A 16,348-nucleotide genomic window follows, 5' to 3' on the forward strand; every position below is an offset into this window, starting at 1 on the left:
GAACAAAGTCCTTTCCACTATGCTGATTTTCAGATGTATAACGAGGGACAAGATTTATATGATTCGCTCTTTTCCGATATTCAAAAATCGAAAGAGTACATTTAACCGGTGTGCATTTATTACTAGAAGAAACACAAATCAAAAACTGGGTYTCCCTACTTCACAATAAAATACCAGAAGAACTGTTGCTATTATGTGATCCGAACGGGGATTACTATTGGGACAAAGTTGAGGAAAAAAACATTAAATATTTTGCCCGGCAATGTGTCGGGCATCCTTGGGCAAATCAATTTGCTCTAGCATTAATGTGTTTATCAGACAGAAATTTAACGCCGCAATCAATCATGAATATTACTAGTGTTTTGAATGCTCGGTTTCGTGATTTGTTTAATCATTTTAAACTGACATCAATGGAGGACTTCTTACCTTCACATGTGGAATTATACGTTACAGGACAAATTCTATCTGAACATTCCGATCGACAACGGCAATCTATTTTGACCGGCTATAACACATTTATGTTTAATCTAAAAAAATGGTTGGGCACTAAGTTCAGTGAAGAAAAACAGGTTGCCCTCTCCGCATATATGCTTCCAAACGTTCCCTATGACAATAGAGATTTTAGTGCTCGAACTAAGGCAATTACCAATGCGAAGACCAAGCGAAAGGAAGATACATCTGCTGTAACGCCATTATTGCCCGAAATAAGGGCTGAAGGTCATTTGAGATGGAATCAGGTCAGTAGACTTCGTGAATCATACCGTAAGGCCATAATGACCGCAAAAGAGCAAAATTTGGAGCTTCCAATTGATTTTTATTATGATGAATCGGAGTATGTTAACGAACGTTGGCATTTCAAACTATGGGATATATCAAGTTTTGATTATGTCCACGAAGGAAAGAACCGATACCGAGTTTTTAAAGATGAAGACTGCTTTATGGAGTTTATCAAAGCAGAAAAGTTAGATGATGGTACGCAAGGGGATGGCCCATGGTTCTTAGATATATTGAGGTTGAGGTTATTGGGTCAGTGGTCAACAGAATATACAACTGAGGAGCACCGTGAAAAGGTTGAGAAATACCTAAATCAGTGGGGATATGAGATCGGAGAGGATGGAAAGACAAGTGCTCCTTTTCTACCAGGTAACCCTAGGCTTTTAATGCAAGGTTTTTATGTAACGAGGACACAAAGATTATCCAACAAACTGCTAATCAACATCGAACCGATTTATGTAGCATGTATGTTTGCACGATTTGCGTTGGATATCATCACATCATCTGGCGCTAGAATAAACGAATTGCTGCAAATTAGTTATGATAAGGACTGCTGTGTAGTGACAGTCGATAAAAGTAATAGTCCCCCAAGAAAAAACTATATTTTCCGACTCACTCCTAAAGGTAGGGAAGAACCGGAGAACTATTATATGCCTGAAGATGTTTTTAAGTTTATGACTGAAATACTCAAAGTACTTAAGGAATCCTACAAGACAGAATCTGTTCCAGAAGTACAGTATGATGTAGATAGCAGAAGACATTTGATGCCAAAAAGAAAGTACATTTTTCAATACCAATCTAGACACATCAACGTGTTTTCAATAAATGCTATACTTCGATTTCTTTTACACGGCATCGTAATACAGTCGGCAGAAGGCAATCAAGTGATTCTAAAAGCTCATCTTTTGAGACATGCATTTGCTACACATGCTGTTCAAACTGAGAAAATTCCAGTTGACATTGTGAAAACGCTGCTCCATCAGAAGGATATTGAGGTGACTTCTTACTACTCAGCTCCAACAACACAACAAGTTTCAGCATCAATAAACTCACTTCATGAAAACTGGATCTCATATGTTGATATTCAAAAGGGTATCATCAGAGGTCCTGAAGAATTAAAAGAGATATATAATGATTATCGCGAGAAGGTAGGCATTATGTCTAAGGTTGTGGGTGGCATATGCACAACTGACTCGGTATGCCCGACTAAAATGGCTTGCATGGGATGCGGTGCGAAAGTTCCTCGTCCAGAGTTTAGAGAAGAAATTACAGCTTATTATAATTGGGCAGATGAAAGTGAAAAAAGATTTGAGCAAATGGGTTTACCGCTTGAAGCAAAGAAAATGAAGATCGCAAAAAATAGAGCTAAGTACGAGCTCAAGGAGATCCAGTTAATCGAAAAATCTCAAAAGGATGAAACATATGCGCCGGAAATTCGTATCTCCTCAAATAAATGAACTGGAATGGCTTCAGGCATCGTACGAACAGAAGAAAAACCGTTCATTAGAACTTGGAGTAAAGGCCATTGACACTCTTCATAATGAGGGTAAGACAGTTTCTTACAGAACAGTTTCGGATAAATCGAAAGAAATTGATCCGGACGGAAAAGGTATACACCAAAATACCATTCGAAAGAACAAAGAACTTCACAATCATTTTCTAAAACATAGTACTACTAAGGTATATAAAYCATTAAAGAGGTCCCACAAGCCCTTGAATGATGATCTGGAGGCATTCAAGCACATTAAGCAGGATCGTGACATAGATCGAGTCAGACAACGTTATATGCAACTGACGARACCCGAATTGGTTGATTTGTTAGTACGAATGGAACAATACATTGCTCATCAAAACCAAACCTGGATAAAAAGCGAGTTTGAGAAATATAACTAATGGCGAATAAGCCCTGGTTTCAGGGCTTTGATTGTATGGATAATGTTATATATGGCCTCATGTGGTGACGTACCTGTAGAGGCCGGTCACCGTGAAGGGATCGGTAAATTTAGGTAGAAACACGTGAGCGACAGCTTTCGTCCTTTTAGAGGACGAGGGCTTTTTTGTTTTCAATAATTTTTAATATTAGGAGGAAATTTAAATGAGTATTTTTATTGGAGGAGCGTGGCCTTACGCAAACGGATCACTGGGCGAGTAGCAAGTTTACTGCCAGAGTGACGTGATTGCGCGGTATTTTCGGTTAAGGGGAGAGGAGGTACTTTACGTACGGATCATCCATTTCACCACGGCTTTTTGCGTTATGGGATAAACGTCATTTGACAGCGTTATTCCCGTTCGGGAAACTCAGGTCATCATACTGCATATTGAAGTTGCTCTGGTTCACTTTCAGATCAGACACACACACACACAATTCACGCTCCAATTCGAGAATGCGACATACGGCAGCTGACCAGAACTGCCGTTTTCATTAAGCGAACGGGCAGGATATCGCGGAAATAAGTGGAATTTTATTTGGTAGGTAAAGTTAAGCATTCACGAATGGAGCGATCGATTAGATGATCAGGAGAACCCGCAGGTGACGCGGATTCCCGTCTCGTTCGTGCTTTCTTCCGAGCCGGTATCGTGTCAGGAGGTGCCGAGACACGTCGAGAGCATGATTGTAAAGCAGCTGAACAAGCTGGGCGGGTATTTTCTCGGAAACGCTCATTAGAGAGGAGATCCCCTTGTTCGAGCCGGACGGACCGGATGAGGATGTGCTACTAAGAGAGGGCGTTGCTGGACAATTACCTTAGGAGGCCTTCCGTCAGGGTGGTCGCCGAAATTTTCGATTAAAAAAATTATGCAACTACTTAGAAAGAAGGTATAGAAGATGATACGAGAAATTAAAGAGCAATTCACTGAAGAGATCCTTACCGAAGCAATAAAGCGATATGACATTAATAATGACACCGTTCGTTTATTGGGCGGTTATGAAAGCTTTGTTTATGAATACCAGAAAAACAATGCATTTTTCATATTAAAAATCTCACATACAATTAGAAGATCAAGAAATAATATACGGGGTGAAATTGAATTTTTAAATTTTTTGTCGAATAAAGGACTGGAAGTTTCAAATGCTGTACCATCGATCAGGGGTAATATGGTTGAAGAAATTGCTGCAGAAAATGGTTCGTTCTTAGCCATTTCATACGAAATGTCTCTTGGAAAAGAAGTGTCGGAAGAAGATTGGAATGAATCGCTTTACGAAAAGTGGGGCGAATTTCTGGGGAAAATCCATCATGCCACAAAGGGTTATGAATGGAGTAATCCGGCGTTTAAACGACAAGCCTGGGATCAAGAAGTTCAATTAAAGGCGGAGAAATACCTGCGACCTGATGATGAAAAACGAAAATCGAGGCTATATGGTGTATAACACTAAATGAACATTCAGTAGTTACAAAGCAGCATTAAATCGATTTATAGACATATGTATAAAATACGGATTTTGTGAAGCAGTCACTATTCGAACACAGCCATCAGCATTTTTTAAATCTTGTTTGTTTTGCCGGGCTCTTTGACTGCATCAAAACTGCCAACTTTTAAAACGCAGGTCAAACGCAGATCATATCAATCAGTCTGGATCTAGTTCAACAAGTTTTTCCAAACTACAGGGAGCAGAACTCGGCATCATACCTGCTGGGAGCGATTCAGCAACATTCTTTAGCTTCAAGCGATTGGCTACATCCAGTGAAAGCGTCGAATTCTTCTGTACACTAATACCCATTGGCATGATAGTAATCATCGCAAACTTTGGGTTTTGTTGTGGAAGCTTGCTTATAATGGTCTGCATTTTTTTCTCCGTTTGATCAAGCACAGTCTTAGTCTCTCCTTCTTTCCCCGCTAATTTCCCAAATAGTTCTGCAGCAGCTTTAATATCATCGTAGCTTTTAATATCTATTAAAGCCAAGGGTACTTTAGAAGAAGATAACGAATCCTTCAAGGATGCGTGGAACATAGTTTGACCTATAACCAGATCAGGTTTTAGACTCATCACTTTTTCCAAGCTAACTTGGTTAATTTCACCCACCTGTATAGCATCTTTTGATGTTTCAGGGAGAGGAATTCCCGGTGCAGTCGCTAATCCAACAGCTTTTCCTCCCACTTGATAGAACAATTCTTGAATTTCAGTGTTTAACAAAATAACACGCTGAGGTTTGTTCTTTAAAGTAATTTCTTGTTTCGTACTGTCTTTGAAAGTCAGAAAATCTCCACTCGAGGCAGCAATACTATTCGTAGGTGTAGTTGCCGTCGTCTGTTGTCCACTGACTGTAGGCTTCGGAGAAGAGGTTTCCTCAAGCTTCGCCGACGAACACCCTATCACTAATGTTGAAAAAACAATTGTACTCGCAATTACAAATCCAAGACGTTTCAAAAATTACACTCCCTTTATGTTTCATATGTCATTCATCATATAGCAATATTTAGGGTTAGTGATGACTCCAAAGTGCTATTTGATCAAGGAAGATGTGAAGAATTAAAGTCAATTTCAATTTACTTTTCAGATATGCCTATTTTTTTCTAATTAAAATTTATTTTATCCTGTTAGAGCACACACGAAAATTAATTCGTATGTACTTGGAAAGTGAAAATGCCAAAATTGATGAAGCAGACAACGGGGACCAAGCACTAATGAAAGCGAATCTAACAATTGAACATCATGCAAGACGAGTACTGGTAGATGGACAAGAGATCTCTTTAACATTGAAAGAATACGAACTATTACGTTATTTCTCTCTTCATATCGGAAAGATCTGCACACGAGAGATGCTGTTAAAAGAGATTTGGAATTGCGAAGAAAGTGGTGAACACCGAACAGTAGATACCCATATCAAGCGATTGAGAGAAAAAATGCAACTCTATTCACCAGCAGCTGCCTCTATGATTCGAACCATATGGGGAATCGGATATCGGATGGAAAAAGTTATTTAGTTCATCTGATTGTCAAAAAACGCCATTCTCCAATCACATTGGAAATGGCGTTTTTTAACAATCATTTTTTTGCAGCTAACCATTCAGCAAGTGCCTGAACATCGGGTTCTTTCAGCTTAGATTTGAAACCAGGCATCCCACCACCTCCATTTTGAATCTTGGCATCAAGTTGTTCTTCACTTAATTTCCCCCCTACTTTCACCAACGAAGGGCCAATCTTCCCTTGAAGTTCTCCACCATGACAAGACATACAGTTCCCCTTATACAGCGTTTCGGCATTGCTTGCACTGACAGAAGCAGAAGGACTTGAAGTAGATGTACTTCCCTCATGCTCCGTATGCTCTACTTTCGTACTGGAGCCACAAGCAGCTAGAACTAACATTAATCCAAAACAAGTGTATGTAAGTAACATCTTTTTTTTCATTTCAAGTACTCCTATCTTTTTATATTTGCTATCCATCCTTGTTCATAGACATAACGGGTAAGTTGAACACGATTATCCATCCGCAGCTTTTGCATAATGTTTTTTAAATGATTTTTCACCGTATGCTCAGAAATCGATAGGCCATCAGATATTTCCCGATTTGATTTGCCGCTTGCCACCCATTTTAATATCTCACGTTCCCTTGTAGTAATGGATGAATGTGCAGTTACTTCCATCTTTTCAGCGGTGGTAAATTCTTTTAAGAGACGTAAGGCTAGCTCCCTAGACATCGGAGCTTCATCAACGGCAACAGCCTTTAAATATTCATGCCATGAATCGGGGCTTAAATTTTTAAGTAAATAGCCCTGAGCACCTTTTTTCACAGCTTCAAATAAGTCCGTAATATCATCAGATACTGTCATCATCACGATCTTTACATACGGAAATTTATCCTTGATTTGTTTGGTTGCCTCAAGCCCGTCCATTAGGGGCATATTAATATCCATCAGAATGAGATCGGGCATCCACTCCTCAGTCAATGTTATCGCTTCTAGCCCGTTTTTACCTTCAGCAATGACCTCGAAAGACATTTCCTTGCTTAAAATATCGTGAACTGCTTCTCTGGCGTGATGGTGATCATCAACAATAAGAACACGAATTGGTTGAATCATCCCTTTACCTCCCTTCAAATTCTAAATCTAATTTTCATTTCGTTCTGTTCGATACCATTGAAAAAAGGCAATTCCAAGAACACTTGCATAAATGACAACGTGGTATGTCCACTACTGTGTAATAGAAAGGCGTACAAAGAATATGTGAGCCTTGTGTATACAATTGGTAAAGGGTGGATTGCGAGAAAATAATACACGCACACGCAGGGGTCAACAACAGGCCATTCATAAAGATATAACCAACCTTTTTCAAGCCTGACAAGGCGTTTCGTTAACAATCTAAGCACCGAACGTAATACGGGGATAGCCATGATATTATTGTAAAAACCTTCAGGTAATCCTGCTAAAATTAGAGGAGGCATGGCCAAATACAGGATAGATTGCTGAAGCATATGAGCGCTGAACAACAGATGACCAAATACATTAAGCGGACCTCCAAATGTCACAGTACTCTCCTTCCTTCTCACCTACTATTAATATACTCAATTACAAACATTTCAAAATGACTCATAAGGGCTATTAATCGCACAATATGTACGAAAAATCGTCAAAATTACAACTAAATATAAGTTAAGTAGCTCTTTATAGTCATGGCATCGTACAAGAAGGTGGGTATAATGACTAAGAAACGATAAATGTAAGGAGTCGAACGATTTATTATGAAAAAATGGTACGGGCTTATTCTATTTAGTGTCCTACTGGCAGGATGTCAAGTTTCCAGCCATGGTGGCATGGAAATGGCAGACATGGATCACAATTCCATGGAAATGATTCAAGTTGATGTGAAAGTAATCCCTGAGCTGCCTAAGATCAAAGAACAAGTTGAACTTATTGCGACGATTACACAAGATGGGGTGAATGTTAAAAAAGCGAATGAAATCACCTTTGAAATTTGGAAAGAAGGACAATCTGATGACCACGAAAAGATAAAAGGCGTTAAAAAGTCAGATGGTGTATATGCCATTACCAAAACTTTTTCTCAAGCGGGCACCTATAGCGTGACTACGCATACAACAGCGGCAGGCATGCATACGATGCCGACCAAACAATTCAAGGTAGAAGCCAATTAGAGAGGAAGCTGAACGTGCAAGAAACAAATAGAAAAGTATGGTTAAGGTCGGTTACTCTTGTATGTATAGCAGCCATTGTTTTATGTACGGTTTACTGGGTTCAACAAGGTACTAATCCTTTACCTAAAATAAAAGTCGCTCCCGAATTTAGCTTGCAAAATTTGAAAGGAGAACAGGTCAAACTAAGTGATACTGGTGGCAAAGTTCGATTAGTCGAATTTTTCTTCGCCAACTGCACGACCATATGCCCTGTCACGACTTCCAATATGGTATTAATGCAAAATAACTTAAAGGAAAAGAAAAAATTCGGAAAAAGTGTTGCGTTTCTTAGTATAACGTTTGATCCTGAACGAGACACACCTGAGGCTTTAGAAAAGTATGCAAGTTTGCTTGGGATCGACCAAGCTGCCGGATGGCAATTGCTTAGAGGGAATGAGTCAGACGTGATAAAAACAGCGAATGATTTTGGCATCATGGCTGTCAAACAAAAAGACGGACAATTCGCCCATTCTATACGTTCTTTGTTTCTAATTGATCAAGAAGGTATGATTCGTAAAATATATGATATGGGCGATAGTATGGACAACAAAGTTATTGAAAAAGATATCAAGAAACTGTCTAAATCATCCTAAGAAAACTCCAACAACAAGGCTATCTCAGCCATTTTCTTCTTATCTCCACACTCGTTCTTCCATGATCGCAATTGATTTGCAAAATCCACCCCATTTCAAGTGCTCTCTCCTTCATGATTTTCAATCCATAACGGTCCTTATAGCTATAAGGATCGTTTCTAATTCCAACTCCATCGTCTTGATAATTTCCAAATGCCTCGAAAGATCTATTTCACCTTCAATAAACGTTAAGCGTCATACAGCCAATCTTGCTCGATGGCTTGCAGAAAGAAAATAACAGATTGCATGCAAATACAGGTAACGAAATCACTTGATAAGTGAATTCGTTACCTGTTTATTTAACTAATGGAATTTACTTAATTAATTTCGCAAAGATGCTTTTTGCAATCTGCATGCATTCAAGACGACCGACACAGAACTAAGCGCCATTGCTGTTCCTGCTACCCAGGGTGCCATATAACCCATAAATGCTAATGGGATAGCCAAGATATTGTACAAGAAAGCAAAAATCAGGTTTTGACGGATGTTACGCATTGTCTTCCGGCTTATCACAATGGCATCTGCAACGCTACCCAAGTCACTATGGAGTAAGTTGACATCTGCTGCTTCCTTCGTAATCTCCGCACCGGTACCTACGGCAATTCCGATGTCAGCGGCGGCTAGAGCTGGGGCATCATTTACGCCATCCCCCACCATTGCAACACGTTTACCTTTATTTTGTAGGAGCCGTACTAATTCCACCTTGTCCTGTGGAAGCATTTCTGCATAAACTGCTTTTATACCTGCCCTAGCTGCTACAGCAAGCGCGGTTCTCCGTTGATCCCCAGTCACCATCACCACTTCTGTACGTAACTTTTTTAACCTTCGTATGGCTTGTGGTGTAGTTGGTTTCAACGTGTCCATAAGAGCAATAATACCTTCAAGAGCACCATCCACTGCAGCGAAAAGCACGGTTTTATCTTCAATCTCTAATTGTTCTGTTACTTTAGTAAACCTCTCTATGGAAATCTCTGAATCTCTCATTAAGGATTTAGAACCAATAATAATACGGTGGTTATCTACATGCGCTATAACACCTCTACCAGCAATCACTTGCGATGAAAGTGAATCTTTCACTTGAATTCCGCGCCGAATGGCTTCTTTTACAATAGCTTTAGCAAAGGGATGCTCTGTTCCTTTCTCAGCGGCAGCAAACAGACGTAGTAATCGCTGCTCCTGACCCGAAGCAGTTATGAAATCCGTAACACGTGGAGTTCCATGGGTTAGCGTTCCAGTTTTATCTAGTAAAACGACATCGACTTCCTGTAATTGCTCAACATATTTGCCTTCTTTAAATAGAATGCCTGCTTCCATCGCTCGACTCGTACCAACCAAAATCGAGGTTGGTGTTGCTAAACCTAACGCGCAAGGGCATGCGATAACAAGGACGGCTATGGCTTTGAACATGGCCCCTTTGAAGTCGCCAGGTGTTAGCCATACGGCCCATATGCACAAGGTAAGCAATGAAAGCCCCAGCACGGTAGGAACAAAAACAGCTGCGATGCGATCAACAAACCGCGAGATCTCCGCCTTTGAACCTTGTGCTTCTTCCATCAAAAAGATCATTTTGCCAAGCGCTGTTTGAGATCCAACCGCAGTCACTTGCATGATCATGATCCCGTCCATATTTCGTGATCCGCCTATTAGAGAATCATGTTGACGTTTACCTATAGGTACGGACTCGCCAGTAATAAAAGATTCATCAACAGATGAATTGCCGTTCAATACTCGTCCATCCGTAGGAACGATCTCACCTGGTAGAACAAGCAGGGTGTCTCCGACTTTAATGTTACTTAATGGTATAGTCTCCTGTAAATGCTCCCGGCTAATAACTGTAACTGTCTGTGGGCTTAGTTCTTGTAATTGATGTATGCTCTTCATACTTCTTCTTTTGGCAGATGCCTCCAACCATTTACCAAGCAGCACAACGGTAATAATCATTGCGCTTGTCTCAAAATACACCGAATGCGGGTCCGCCATCCCCGATTGCATCATATGCATTGTCATATAATGGCTGTACATGTAAGCGCAAGTCGTACTAAGGACTACAAGCACATCCATATTGGCCGTTCTATTTTTTAATGCTTTCCATGCTTGAAAGTAAAATGGAGCACCAATGACAAATTGAACTGGTGTGGCAAGTACCCATTGAAACCATGGCTGAAGAAATAATTCGGGAATCCAAATACTGGATGTCAGGGTATAATGGCGCACCATTGCCCACAAGAGTGGCATCGTCAGTAACGCAGAAATCAGCAGTGTTGTGCCTAACCCAAACATCCTTTTCTGTATCTTATTCCCTTCCCGAGAGGTTCTTGCGGAATACCCAAGCTGCTCAATACGCGTAATAATTTGTTCTTTATAAACGGAATTAGAATCCATCTCTACGGTAGCTCGTCCTAATGGTAAATTGACTACAATCTCGCGAACGCCAGCCATCTTGCCTACGACTTTCTCAATGCGGGCAGAGCAGGCTGCACATGTCATTCCATCGATATCCAAACTAACTTTTTGATATAGKGTATCTTCATTCACTTGTCCTGCCTCCCATACAAGTCCACGTACTTACTTGCAACTATATGGGCTATGTACGAAGAACATGCTAGAATCGTTTGAACTTTTTAAAATGTAATCAATCGTAAATACCATGATTTAGACAAATTCAAGTCCAAAAATAACTCTTTCGAGTCATGCTGTTATGTTGACATTAGGAGTACATTAAGAAAGGAGGGATATTCAATGCTATTATCAAAAAAAATGTGGATTGTTATCGTTCACATAGCTATATTACTCGTTCTCATTGTCCCTAATAAATCTTATGCGCACTCTACATTAGTAGATGCACTGCCTGCGCCCAACATTCATAAGCATCGATTTTTCATTAATGGCGTTAATTGTGATCATCGTAGCTGTTTTCACTCATCTGAATCCAACGCTGTTGAACAAACCCTTATCTTGGAAGAGTCAAGTTCCAAAGGGGACTTACAGCTCCATATCTCACCCAATACGCCTGGGAAAAATGTGTTTACTTTGACATCTCACGGCCCCACTTCTTCAGCACCTAAATATGTTCATGTGTACATGAAATACTTGGACGACGATACTGTGTCCCCTATTGAGGTGCCGTTTCAACCATCGTCGGTCAATCCAGCTGCTTTCACCGCTGAAGGGCACTACTTCCCTTTCCCGGGTAAATGGCATATTGAGATCAGGGTAATGGATACAAATGATGATGAAATGGTTTATGACCACACGATAAAGATGTTTAAATCATTATAGATATTTCAAAAAAAGAGGGAGAAATAACAATGACCTACTGTTAAAGTAGAAATTAAAATTCCAGCAGAAGTCGCGGTTTCTCGTTTCGAACCTATGTCTGGATGGAAATATGAGTTAACCAAAGACAGCGCAGGTAAAATTACTAGCGTCGTTTGGTCAGCAACTGGAGAAGGACTTTCAAGTACTGAATTTGGTGAATTCAACATGCAAGGAAAAGTAGGAGATCAAGCAGCTTCTATTTCGTGGAAAGCCTACCAAACTTACAAGGATGGAAGTGTCGTTGAATGGGTTGGGGCTGCCGGTTCAGACAAGCCTGCCTCCGTAACAACGGTGAATCCAAAGCCAGCAACTGCTAAAATGGATTCAGATGGACATGATCACGGTGGTGGATCAACTGCAGCTGCACTTGACGAAGGCACTACAAATTCAAATCTTCCTCTTTATCTTTCTATTGCTGCACTTGTGCTAGGATTAGTAGCAGTAGTTGCTGCTTTTGCAAAAAAAGCTAAGTAACTTTATGCTAGGAAATGTATAAAAAAGCTCGTTTCATGCCTTCATCATAGGCTGATACGAGCTTTTTTATTTCTGTTTATTTCACTGATTTTCCGCCAATCCAGAATAGCGATCCAATGGAGCCAATAACTACAAGAAATGGTGCGACGAAAATAAGAAAATTTTCTAACATAGTAGCCCTTCTTTCCTACTTAAATTATGACCAAGCTATGATTTGCTGTGTTTGCCCTGCACATAGTTCGCATCGAACAAGAAAAGGCGCATAAGAAGATACAAAGACGGAATAAGCAATAAGAGACCCAATAGGAAGACAGAGATCAATGCAATAGCCATAGGTTCACTGGTAAAATTATCATAGATCGTTAAGTAGGGATATAGAATGTAAGGTAGATGTCCGGCCCCATAGCCGAAGAATGCAAATCCAAATTGCAGCAATACGAAAATAAATGCCAGGCCAAGACGTTTACGAGTCCATACTAGATAAATCGCAATTAGGAAACAGATAAAGGATAGAACGAAAATGAATGCATAGTCCGCCATCCGTTGAAAATGCCCCATATTATGTCCGCGGATAGCGAAGAAAACGAGAAGGCTGCTTAGAATAGTGGGACCACTCCAAGCGAGCGCGTATTTACGTACGACTTCGAATGCGCTATGATCCTTCGCCCGATTGGCGTAATAGCACAAGAACATTGCCGAGATATATAGCACGCTCATAAGAGCTAGCAGAACGACCGACCAAGAATACGTGCTTGAGAACAGTCTGCTGAACAGGAAGGTCACCTGACCTTTATCGTCGACATCGATATAACCGCCTTCGGAAATCGTCAAGACGGTTGAAAGAGAAGCCGGAATAAGAAGTCCGCTTGCCCCATATAAGAACAAGTAAATACGACTGTCTTTCTTCCCCCCATAGTTGCTAAAGGCATAGTACGATCCCCTGATGGCAAGCAGGATGATAGCTACACTTCCTGGAAGCAATAACGCAGTGCCGTAATAATACGCTGTATCTGGGAAAAAACCAACAAAACCGACAAAGAAAAAGACAAGGAACACATTAGTAACTTCCCATACGGGGGAAAGATAACGTTCGATCACATTGTTGATCAGGTGCCGTTTACCCGTTATCGTGCTGTAATAGCTAAAAAATCCAGCGCCGAAGTCAATCGAGGCTATAATTAAGTAACCGAACAGGAATAGCCATAAAATAGAAATTCCTATCACTTCATAACTCATTGCACACCTCCTCCCCCTTCTATCCCTCTTGCCACGATTTCATCCTCTGCCCGATTATTACGGAACATGCGCAACATTACCCGAATGGCCGTCAATCCGAGTACAATATAAAGAAGTGCAAAGATAATGAGCATCGTATCTACATGATCGGAGACGGTAGCTCCTTCTGATGTTTTCATGATTCCATGAAGAATCCAAGGTTGGCGACCAACCTCTGCGAAAATCCAGCCGTGCTCTATCGTCAACATTGCAAGTGGTGCAGCGAGAATAATACCGCGCAGCAACCATTTATTCGAATAAATAAGTGAACGTTTGCGCCATAATAAGAATAAAAAAATCAGTGCGATGATAACCATCATGGCAACGAAGCTCATTTTGAGATCGAACAAATAATGAATCCAAAGCGGTGGCGTTTCATCAGCAGGAATATCGTTAAGCCCTTTAACTTCAGCGTTCGGAAGTCCATGAGCGAGAATACTGAGGGCGAACGGGATTTTGACACCGTATTTGATCTCATTATCGTCCGTTAAGATACCTCCCAAGACGAGAGGAGCTTGTTTCGACGTTTCGAAATGCCACTCCATCGCGGCCAGCTTCTCAGGTTGATAATTCGCTAGATACTTACCTGACAAGTCCCCAATAATAGCGCTTGAAAGAAGAAATACACAAGCTGATATCATGCTGAGTTTGAGTGCTTTTTTGTAATATACATGATTACGTCCCTTGAGTAATGACCAAGCTGAGATAGCCGCTAAAATAAAAGCACAAGTTAGGTAAGCAGTAACGAGTACGTGTGAGACTTTAGTTGGCATAGCTGGGCTCAGCATTGCGCCAAAAGGAGAGATATCTGTTATTTTGCCATCCTTTACGGTTACACCTGCTGGCGCATTCATAAATGCATTAACCACAGTAATAAAGAACGCTGAAGCTGAAGATCCAATTACGACGGGAATGAGCATCCAGAAATGTGCCATTTTATTCTTGAAGCGGTCCCAGGTATAGAGATAAATGCCAAGGAATATCGCTTCAAAGAAGAAGGCGAATGTCTCCAAGAAGAGCGGGATAGCGATGGATTGTCCGGCTATTTTCATAAAGCTTGGCCATAATAGACTTAGCTGAAGCCCAATTGCAGTTCCCGTAACGACACCGACGGCAACGGTAATAACAAAGCCGCGAGCCCAACGCCTTGCCATAAGTAGATAATGATCATCGTTGCGTCTGATGCCTATCCACTCCGCAAGGGCGATCATAAGAGGAACCCCTACCCCAATAGTGGCAAAAATAATATGAAATGCAAGGGTCAACCCGGTAAGTATTCGACTGTACATCACTGGATCGTAGTTAGTTAGAAACATGAAAATCCCCCCTCTTTTAGTATTGTTCTTATTTAAATAGATACTTAGTTAACGAGAGCAACATAATGCTTGCTACAGCGATACATAGTATAATAAGTCGCTTTTCCTGCTTAGCAATCCGTTGATTATCGTGATTAGGTTTCATTGAACTCCACCCCTTCTTGCCGAACATAGATGTTAATTCCAGCTATACAACTATTATAAATGATAATCAAGAAAGAATGTGATTATTTTCACAATCATTGTGACGACGTTTCGAATAATCGGTAACGATCCTATGAACATCCCAAAATGCTATCCTTCTCGACATTTTAATTTACAAAAATAAACGTCAAGAAGGATAATTTCATCCAGAGTGATGATCTCACTCGATTTCTTTTATACTTCGATCTGTGAAAAATCGGTTGGCGTTCTGAGATTAGAAACTGAACCCCCATTATTCTTTATGTGCACCATCTCTTCATTATCTAAAAGCTTGTAGAGAACTGACATTGAAACGACTAGTACTAGATCTATAAAAATGATGGAAAGTGTAGGGTAATCTGAAATCACCATAACACCTAGCATGGCCCCCATCATGCCCCCCATTATTCCTGCTAACATGCCATCCAGAGAAGCTAGCAAATGTAATGACTTGCCAGATACATAACCGATGAGCATGCCAAATGTAACGCCTATCACCGTTGAAAGAAATAAAGTTGTTACGAGAATTCCTGCAATTGTACCAACAACTAAGCTCGATACCATGGCAATTGTCATCGCAGCCATCATACCTGTCATTTTAGATAAGTACGCGCTCTTCGATCTTAAATGGAAAAAGAGTACTATGGCTACTAAGAGAACGAAAATCAATGAAACTATACTTGTATTAATGGTTAGCTGTGATGGACCCATTTGCATATCTGTTGACGAATCCGCTCCATGTTCGTGAGCAGAGACTGTTAAACTTGGAAGTATCGTACTCATCAGAGCACTTAATCCCAATACTTTACTAAGGTTACGTTTCATTGAGCAATCACCTCAAATCCTTTATTTTCAATTGCTTCTTTAAGTAAATCTGATGTTATCGTGGTATTCGCATCATCATACACAATGTGAACAGATTTATTCTCTAAATCAACTGATCCCACAGCACCAAGTTGTCTTAACGTACTTTCAATTGCATTTACACAATGACTGCATGACATACCTTCCACTTTGAAAATTAATTTACTCATGTTATTCCTCCCATTTCAAATTTACAATTGCCTCTTAACTACTTTATTCTTGTGTGTGAACACATAGTTCTTTTAATAAACTTTGATTATTTTAATGTCAATCTTCTGAATCATCTTGACGATTAATAACTTTTGACCATATCCAAAAGAGGGTAAAGGTTCCTATCAACAGTAAGAAAAAGAAAACAGGAAAGAACTTCCCGGCATTCATATGC

The 16,348-nt window shown here is 40.3% G+C and carries 17 protein-coding genes and 2 pseudogenes; 9 read left to right on the forward strand and 10 right to left on the reverse strand.

Annotated features, from left to right (window positions below):
* The first annotated feature begins 110 nt into the window (after nucleotides 1-110).
* The 4 genes and pseudogenes from AC1DLM_RS32095 to AC1DLM_RS32110 all read left to right on the forward strand — a co-directional run bounded on the left by AC1DLM_RS32095 (nucleotide 111) and on the right by AC1DLM_RS32110 (nucleotide 4,141).
* A complete protein-coding gene (locus AC1DLM_RS32095) occupies nucleotides 111-2,231 on the forward strand; it encodes a site-specific integrase (protein ID WP_477572248.1) in 2,121 nt (706 codons plus the stop codon).
* A complete protein-coding gene (locus AC1DLM_RS32100; RefSeq protein ID WP_477572249.1) occupies nucleotides 2,197-2,667 on the forward strand; it encodes a hypothetical protein in 471 nt (156 codons plus the stop codon). The genes AC1DLM_RS32095 and AC1DLM_RS32100 overlap by 35 nt, the downstream gene beginning before the upstream one ends.
* Nucleotides 2,668-2,869: 202 nt before the next feature.
* Nucleotides 2,870-2,995: pseudogene (locus AC1DLM_RS32105) on the forward strand (class I tRNA ligase family protein); the annotation flags it as partial.
* A 603-nt stretch (nucleotides 2,996-3,598) separates the two neighbouring features.
* The gene (locus AC1DLM_RS32110) at nucleotides 3,599-4,141 is read left to right on the forward strand and encodes a phosphotransferase enzyme family protein (RefSeq protein WP_477572250.1); all 543 of its coding nucleotides are present in this window, start codon (nucleotides 3,599-3,601) and stop codon (nucleotides 4,139-4,141) included.
* A gap of 198 nt (nucleotides 4,142-4,339) precedes the next feature.
* Here the strand turns inward: AC1DLM_RS32110 and AC1DLM_RS32115 are convergent, their stop codons facing one another.
* On the reverse strand, nucleotides 4,340-5,140 hold the full coding sequence (locus AC1DLM_RS32115) for an ABC transporter substrate-binding protein (RefSeq protein WP_477572251.1): 801 nt from the start codon (nucleotides 5,138-5,140) through the stop codon (nucleotides 4,340-4,342).
* Between the two features lie 257 nt (nucleotides 5,141-5,397).
* Here AC1DLM_RS32115 and AC1DLM_RS32120 point away from each other — a divergent pair, with 257 nt between their 5' ends.
* A complete protein-coding gene (locus AC1DLM_RS32120) occupies nucleotides 5,398-5,697 on the forward strand; it encodes a winged helix-turn-helix domain-containing protein (protein ID WP_441991804.1) in 300 nt (99 codons plus the stop codon).
* Between the two features lie 61 nt (nucleotides 5,698-5,758).
* On the opposite strand, the gene AC1DLM_RS32125 is transcribed toward AC1DLM_RS32120, so the two are convergent.
* Genes AC1DLM_RS32125 through AC1DLM_RS32135 form a run of 3 tightly spaced genes read right to left on the reverse strand, consistent with a single transcriptional unit; the run spans nucleotide 5,759 to nucleotide 7,184 of the window.
* Complete coding sequence (locus AC1DLM_RS32125; protein ID WP_441991805.1) at nucleotides 5,759-6,121, reverse strand: c-type cytochrome; 363 nt, start codon at nucleotides 6,119-6,121, stop codon at nucleotides 5,759-5,761.
* Nucleotides 6,122-6,132: 11 nt separating this feature from the next.
* Nucleotides 6,133-6,792: a response regulator gene (locus AC1DLM_RS32130; RefSeq protein WP_477572252.1), complete on the reverse strand. Its 660-nt coding sequence runs from the start codon at nucleotides 6,790-6,792 to the stop codon at nucleotides 6,133-6,135.
* Nucleotides 6,793-6,806: 14 nt separating this feature from the next.
* Nucleotides 6,807-7,184, reverse strand: coding sequence for a hypothetical protein (locus tag AC1DLM_RS32135; protein WP_441991843.1), 378 nt, complete (start codon nucleotides 7,182-7,184; stop codon nucleotides 6,807-6,809).
* 267 nt (nucleotides 7,185-7,451) lie between these two features.
* Between AC1DLM_RS32135 and AC1DLM_RS32140 the strand changes: the two genes are divergently transcribed.
* Both AC1DLM_RS32140 and AC1DLM_RS32145 read left to right on the forward strand, forming a co-directional pair.
* Entirely contained in the window at nucleotides 7,452-7,862 is a 411-nt protein-coding gene (locus AC1DLM_RS32140; protein ID WP_477572253.1) for a FixH family protein, read from the forward strand.
* A gap of 14 nt (nucleotides 7,863-7,876) precedes the next feature.
* The gene (locus AC1DLM_RS32145) at nucleotides 7,877-8,494 is read left to right on the forward strand and encodes an SCO family protein (RefSeq protein ID WP_441991808.1); all 618 of its coding nucleotides are present in this window, start codon (nucleotides 7,877-7,879) and stop codon (nucleotides 8,492-8,494) included.
* Nucleotides 8,495-8,854: 360 nt separating this feature from the next.
* Here AC1DLM_RS32145 and AC1DLM_RS32150 read toward each other — a convergent pair whose 3' ends face one another.
* Nucleotides 8,855-11,068 carry a heavy metal translocating P-type ATPase gene (locus tag AC1DLM_RS32150; RefSeq protein ID WP_477572254.1) on the reverse strand — a complete coding sequence of 738 codons (2,214 nt, stop codon included), beginning with the start codon at nucleotides 11,066-11,068 and terminating at the stop codon, nucleotides 8,855-8,857.
* Between the two features lie 204 nt (nucleotides 11,069-11,272).
* Between AC1DLM_RS32150 and AC1DLM_RS32155 the strand changes: the two genes are divergently transcribed.
* Nucleotides 11,273-11,812, forward strand: coding sequence for a hypothetical protein (locus AC1DLM_RS32155; protein WP_441991810.1), 540 nt, complete (start codon nucleotides 11,273-11,275; stop codon nucleotides 11,810-11,812).
* Nucleotides 11,813-11,857: 45 nt separating this feature from the next.
* Nucleotides 11,858-12,325 (forward strand): annotated as a pseudogene (locus AC1DLM_RS32160) (DUF1775 domain-containing protein); the annotation flags it as partial.
* Between the two features lie 76 nt (nucleotides 12,326-12,401).
* Here the strand turns inward: AC1DLM_RS32160 and cydS are convergent.
* The 5 genes from cydS to AC1DLM_RS32185 form a co-directional block, all read right to left on the reverse strand.
* A complete protein-coding gene (gene cydS / locus AC1DLM_RS32165) occupies nucleotides 12,402-12,497 on the reverse strand; it encodes a cytochrome bd oxidase small subunit CydS family protein (protein ID WP_441991811.1) in 96 nt (31 codons plus the stop codon).
* A gap of 35 nt (nucleotides 12,498-12,532) precedes the next feature.
* Nucleotides 12,533-13,561, reverse strand: coding sequence for a cytochrome d ubiquinol oxidase subunit II (locus AC1DLM_RS32170; RefSeq protein WP_477572255.1), 1,029 nt, complete (start codon nucleotides 13,559-13,561; stop codon nucleotides 12,533-12,535).
* Complete coding sequence (locus AC1DLM_RS32175; protein WP_477572256.1) at nucleotides 13,558-14,916, reverse strand: cytochrome ubiquinol oxidase subunit I; 1,359 nt, start codon at nucleotides 14,914-14,916, stop codon at nucleotides 13,558-13,560. Before AC1DLM_RS32175 ends, AC1DLM_RS32170 begins: the two co-directional genes overlap by 4 nt.
* A 378-nt stretch (nucleotides 14,917-15,294) precedes the next feature.
* Nucleotides 15,295-15,924, reverse strand: a complete 630-nt coding sequence (locus AC1DLM_RS32180) for a hypothetical protein (protein WP_441991814.1) — start codon at nucleotides 15,922-15,924, stop codon at nucleotides 15,295-15,297.
* Nucleotides 15,921-16,133 carry a heavy-metal-associated domain-containing protein gene (locus AC1DLM_RS32185; RefSeq protein WP_441991815.1) on the reverse strand — a complete coding sequence of 71 codons (213 nt, stop codon included), beginning with the start codon at nucleotides 16,131-16,133 and terminating at the stop codon, nucleotides 15,921-15,923. Before AC1DLM_RS32185 ends, AC1DLM_RS32180 begins: the two co-directional genes overlap by 4 nt.
* Nucleotides 16,134-16,348 lie beyond the last annotated feature (215 nt).

The sequence above is a fragment of the Paenibacillus sp. 01T442 genome, assembly GCF_056398345.1.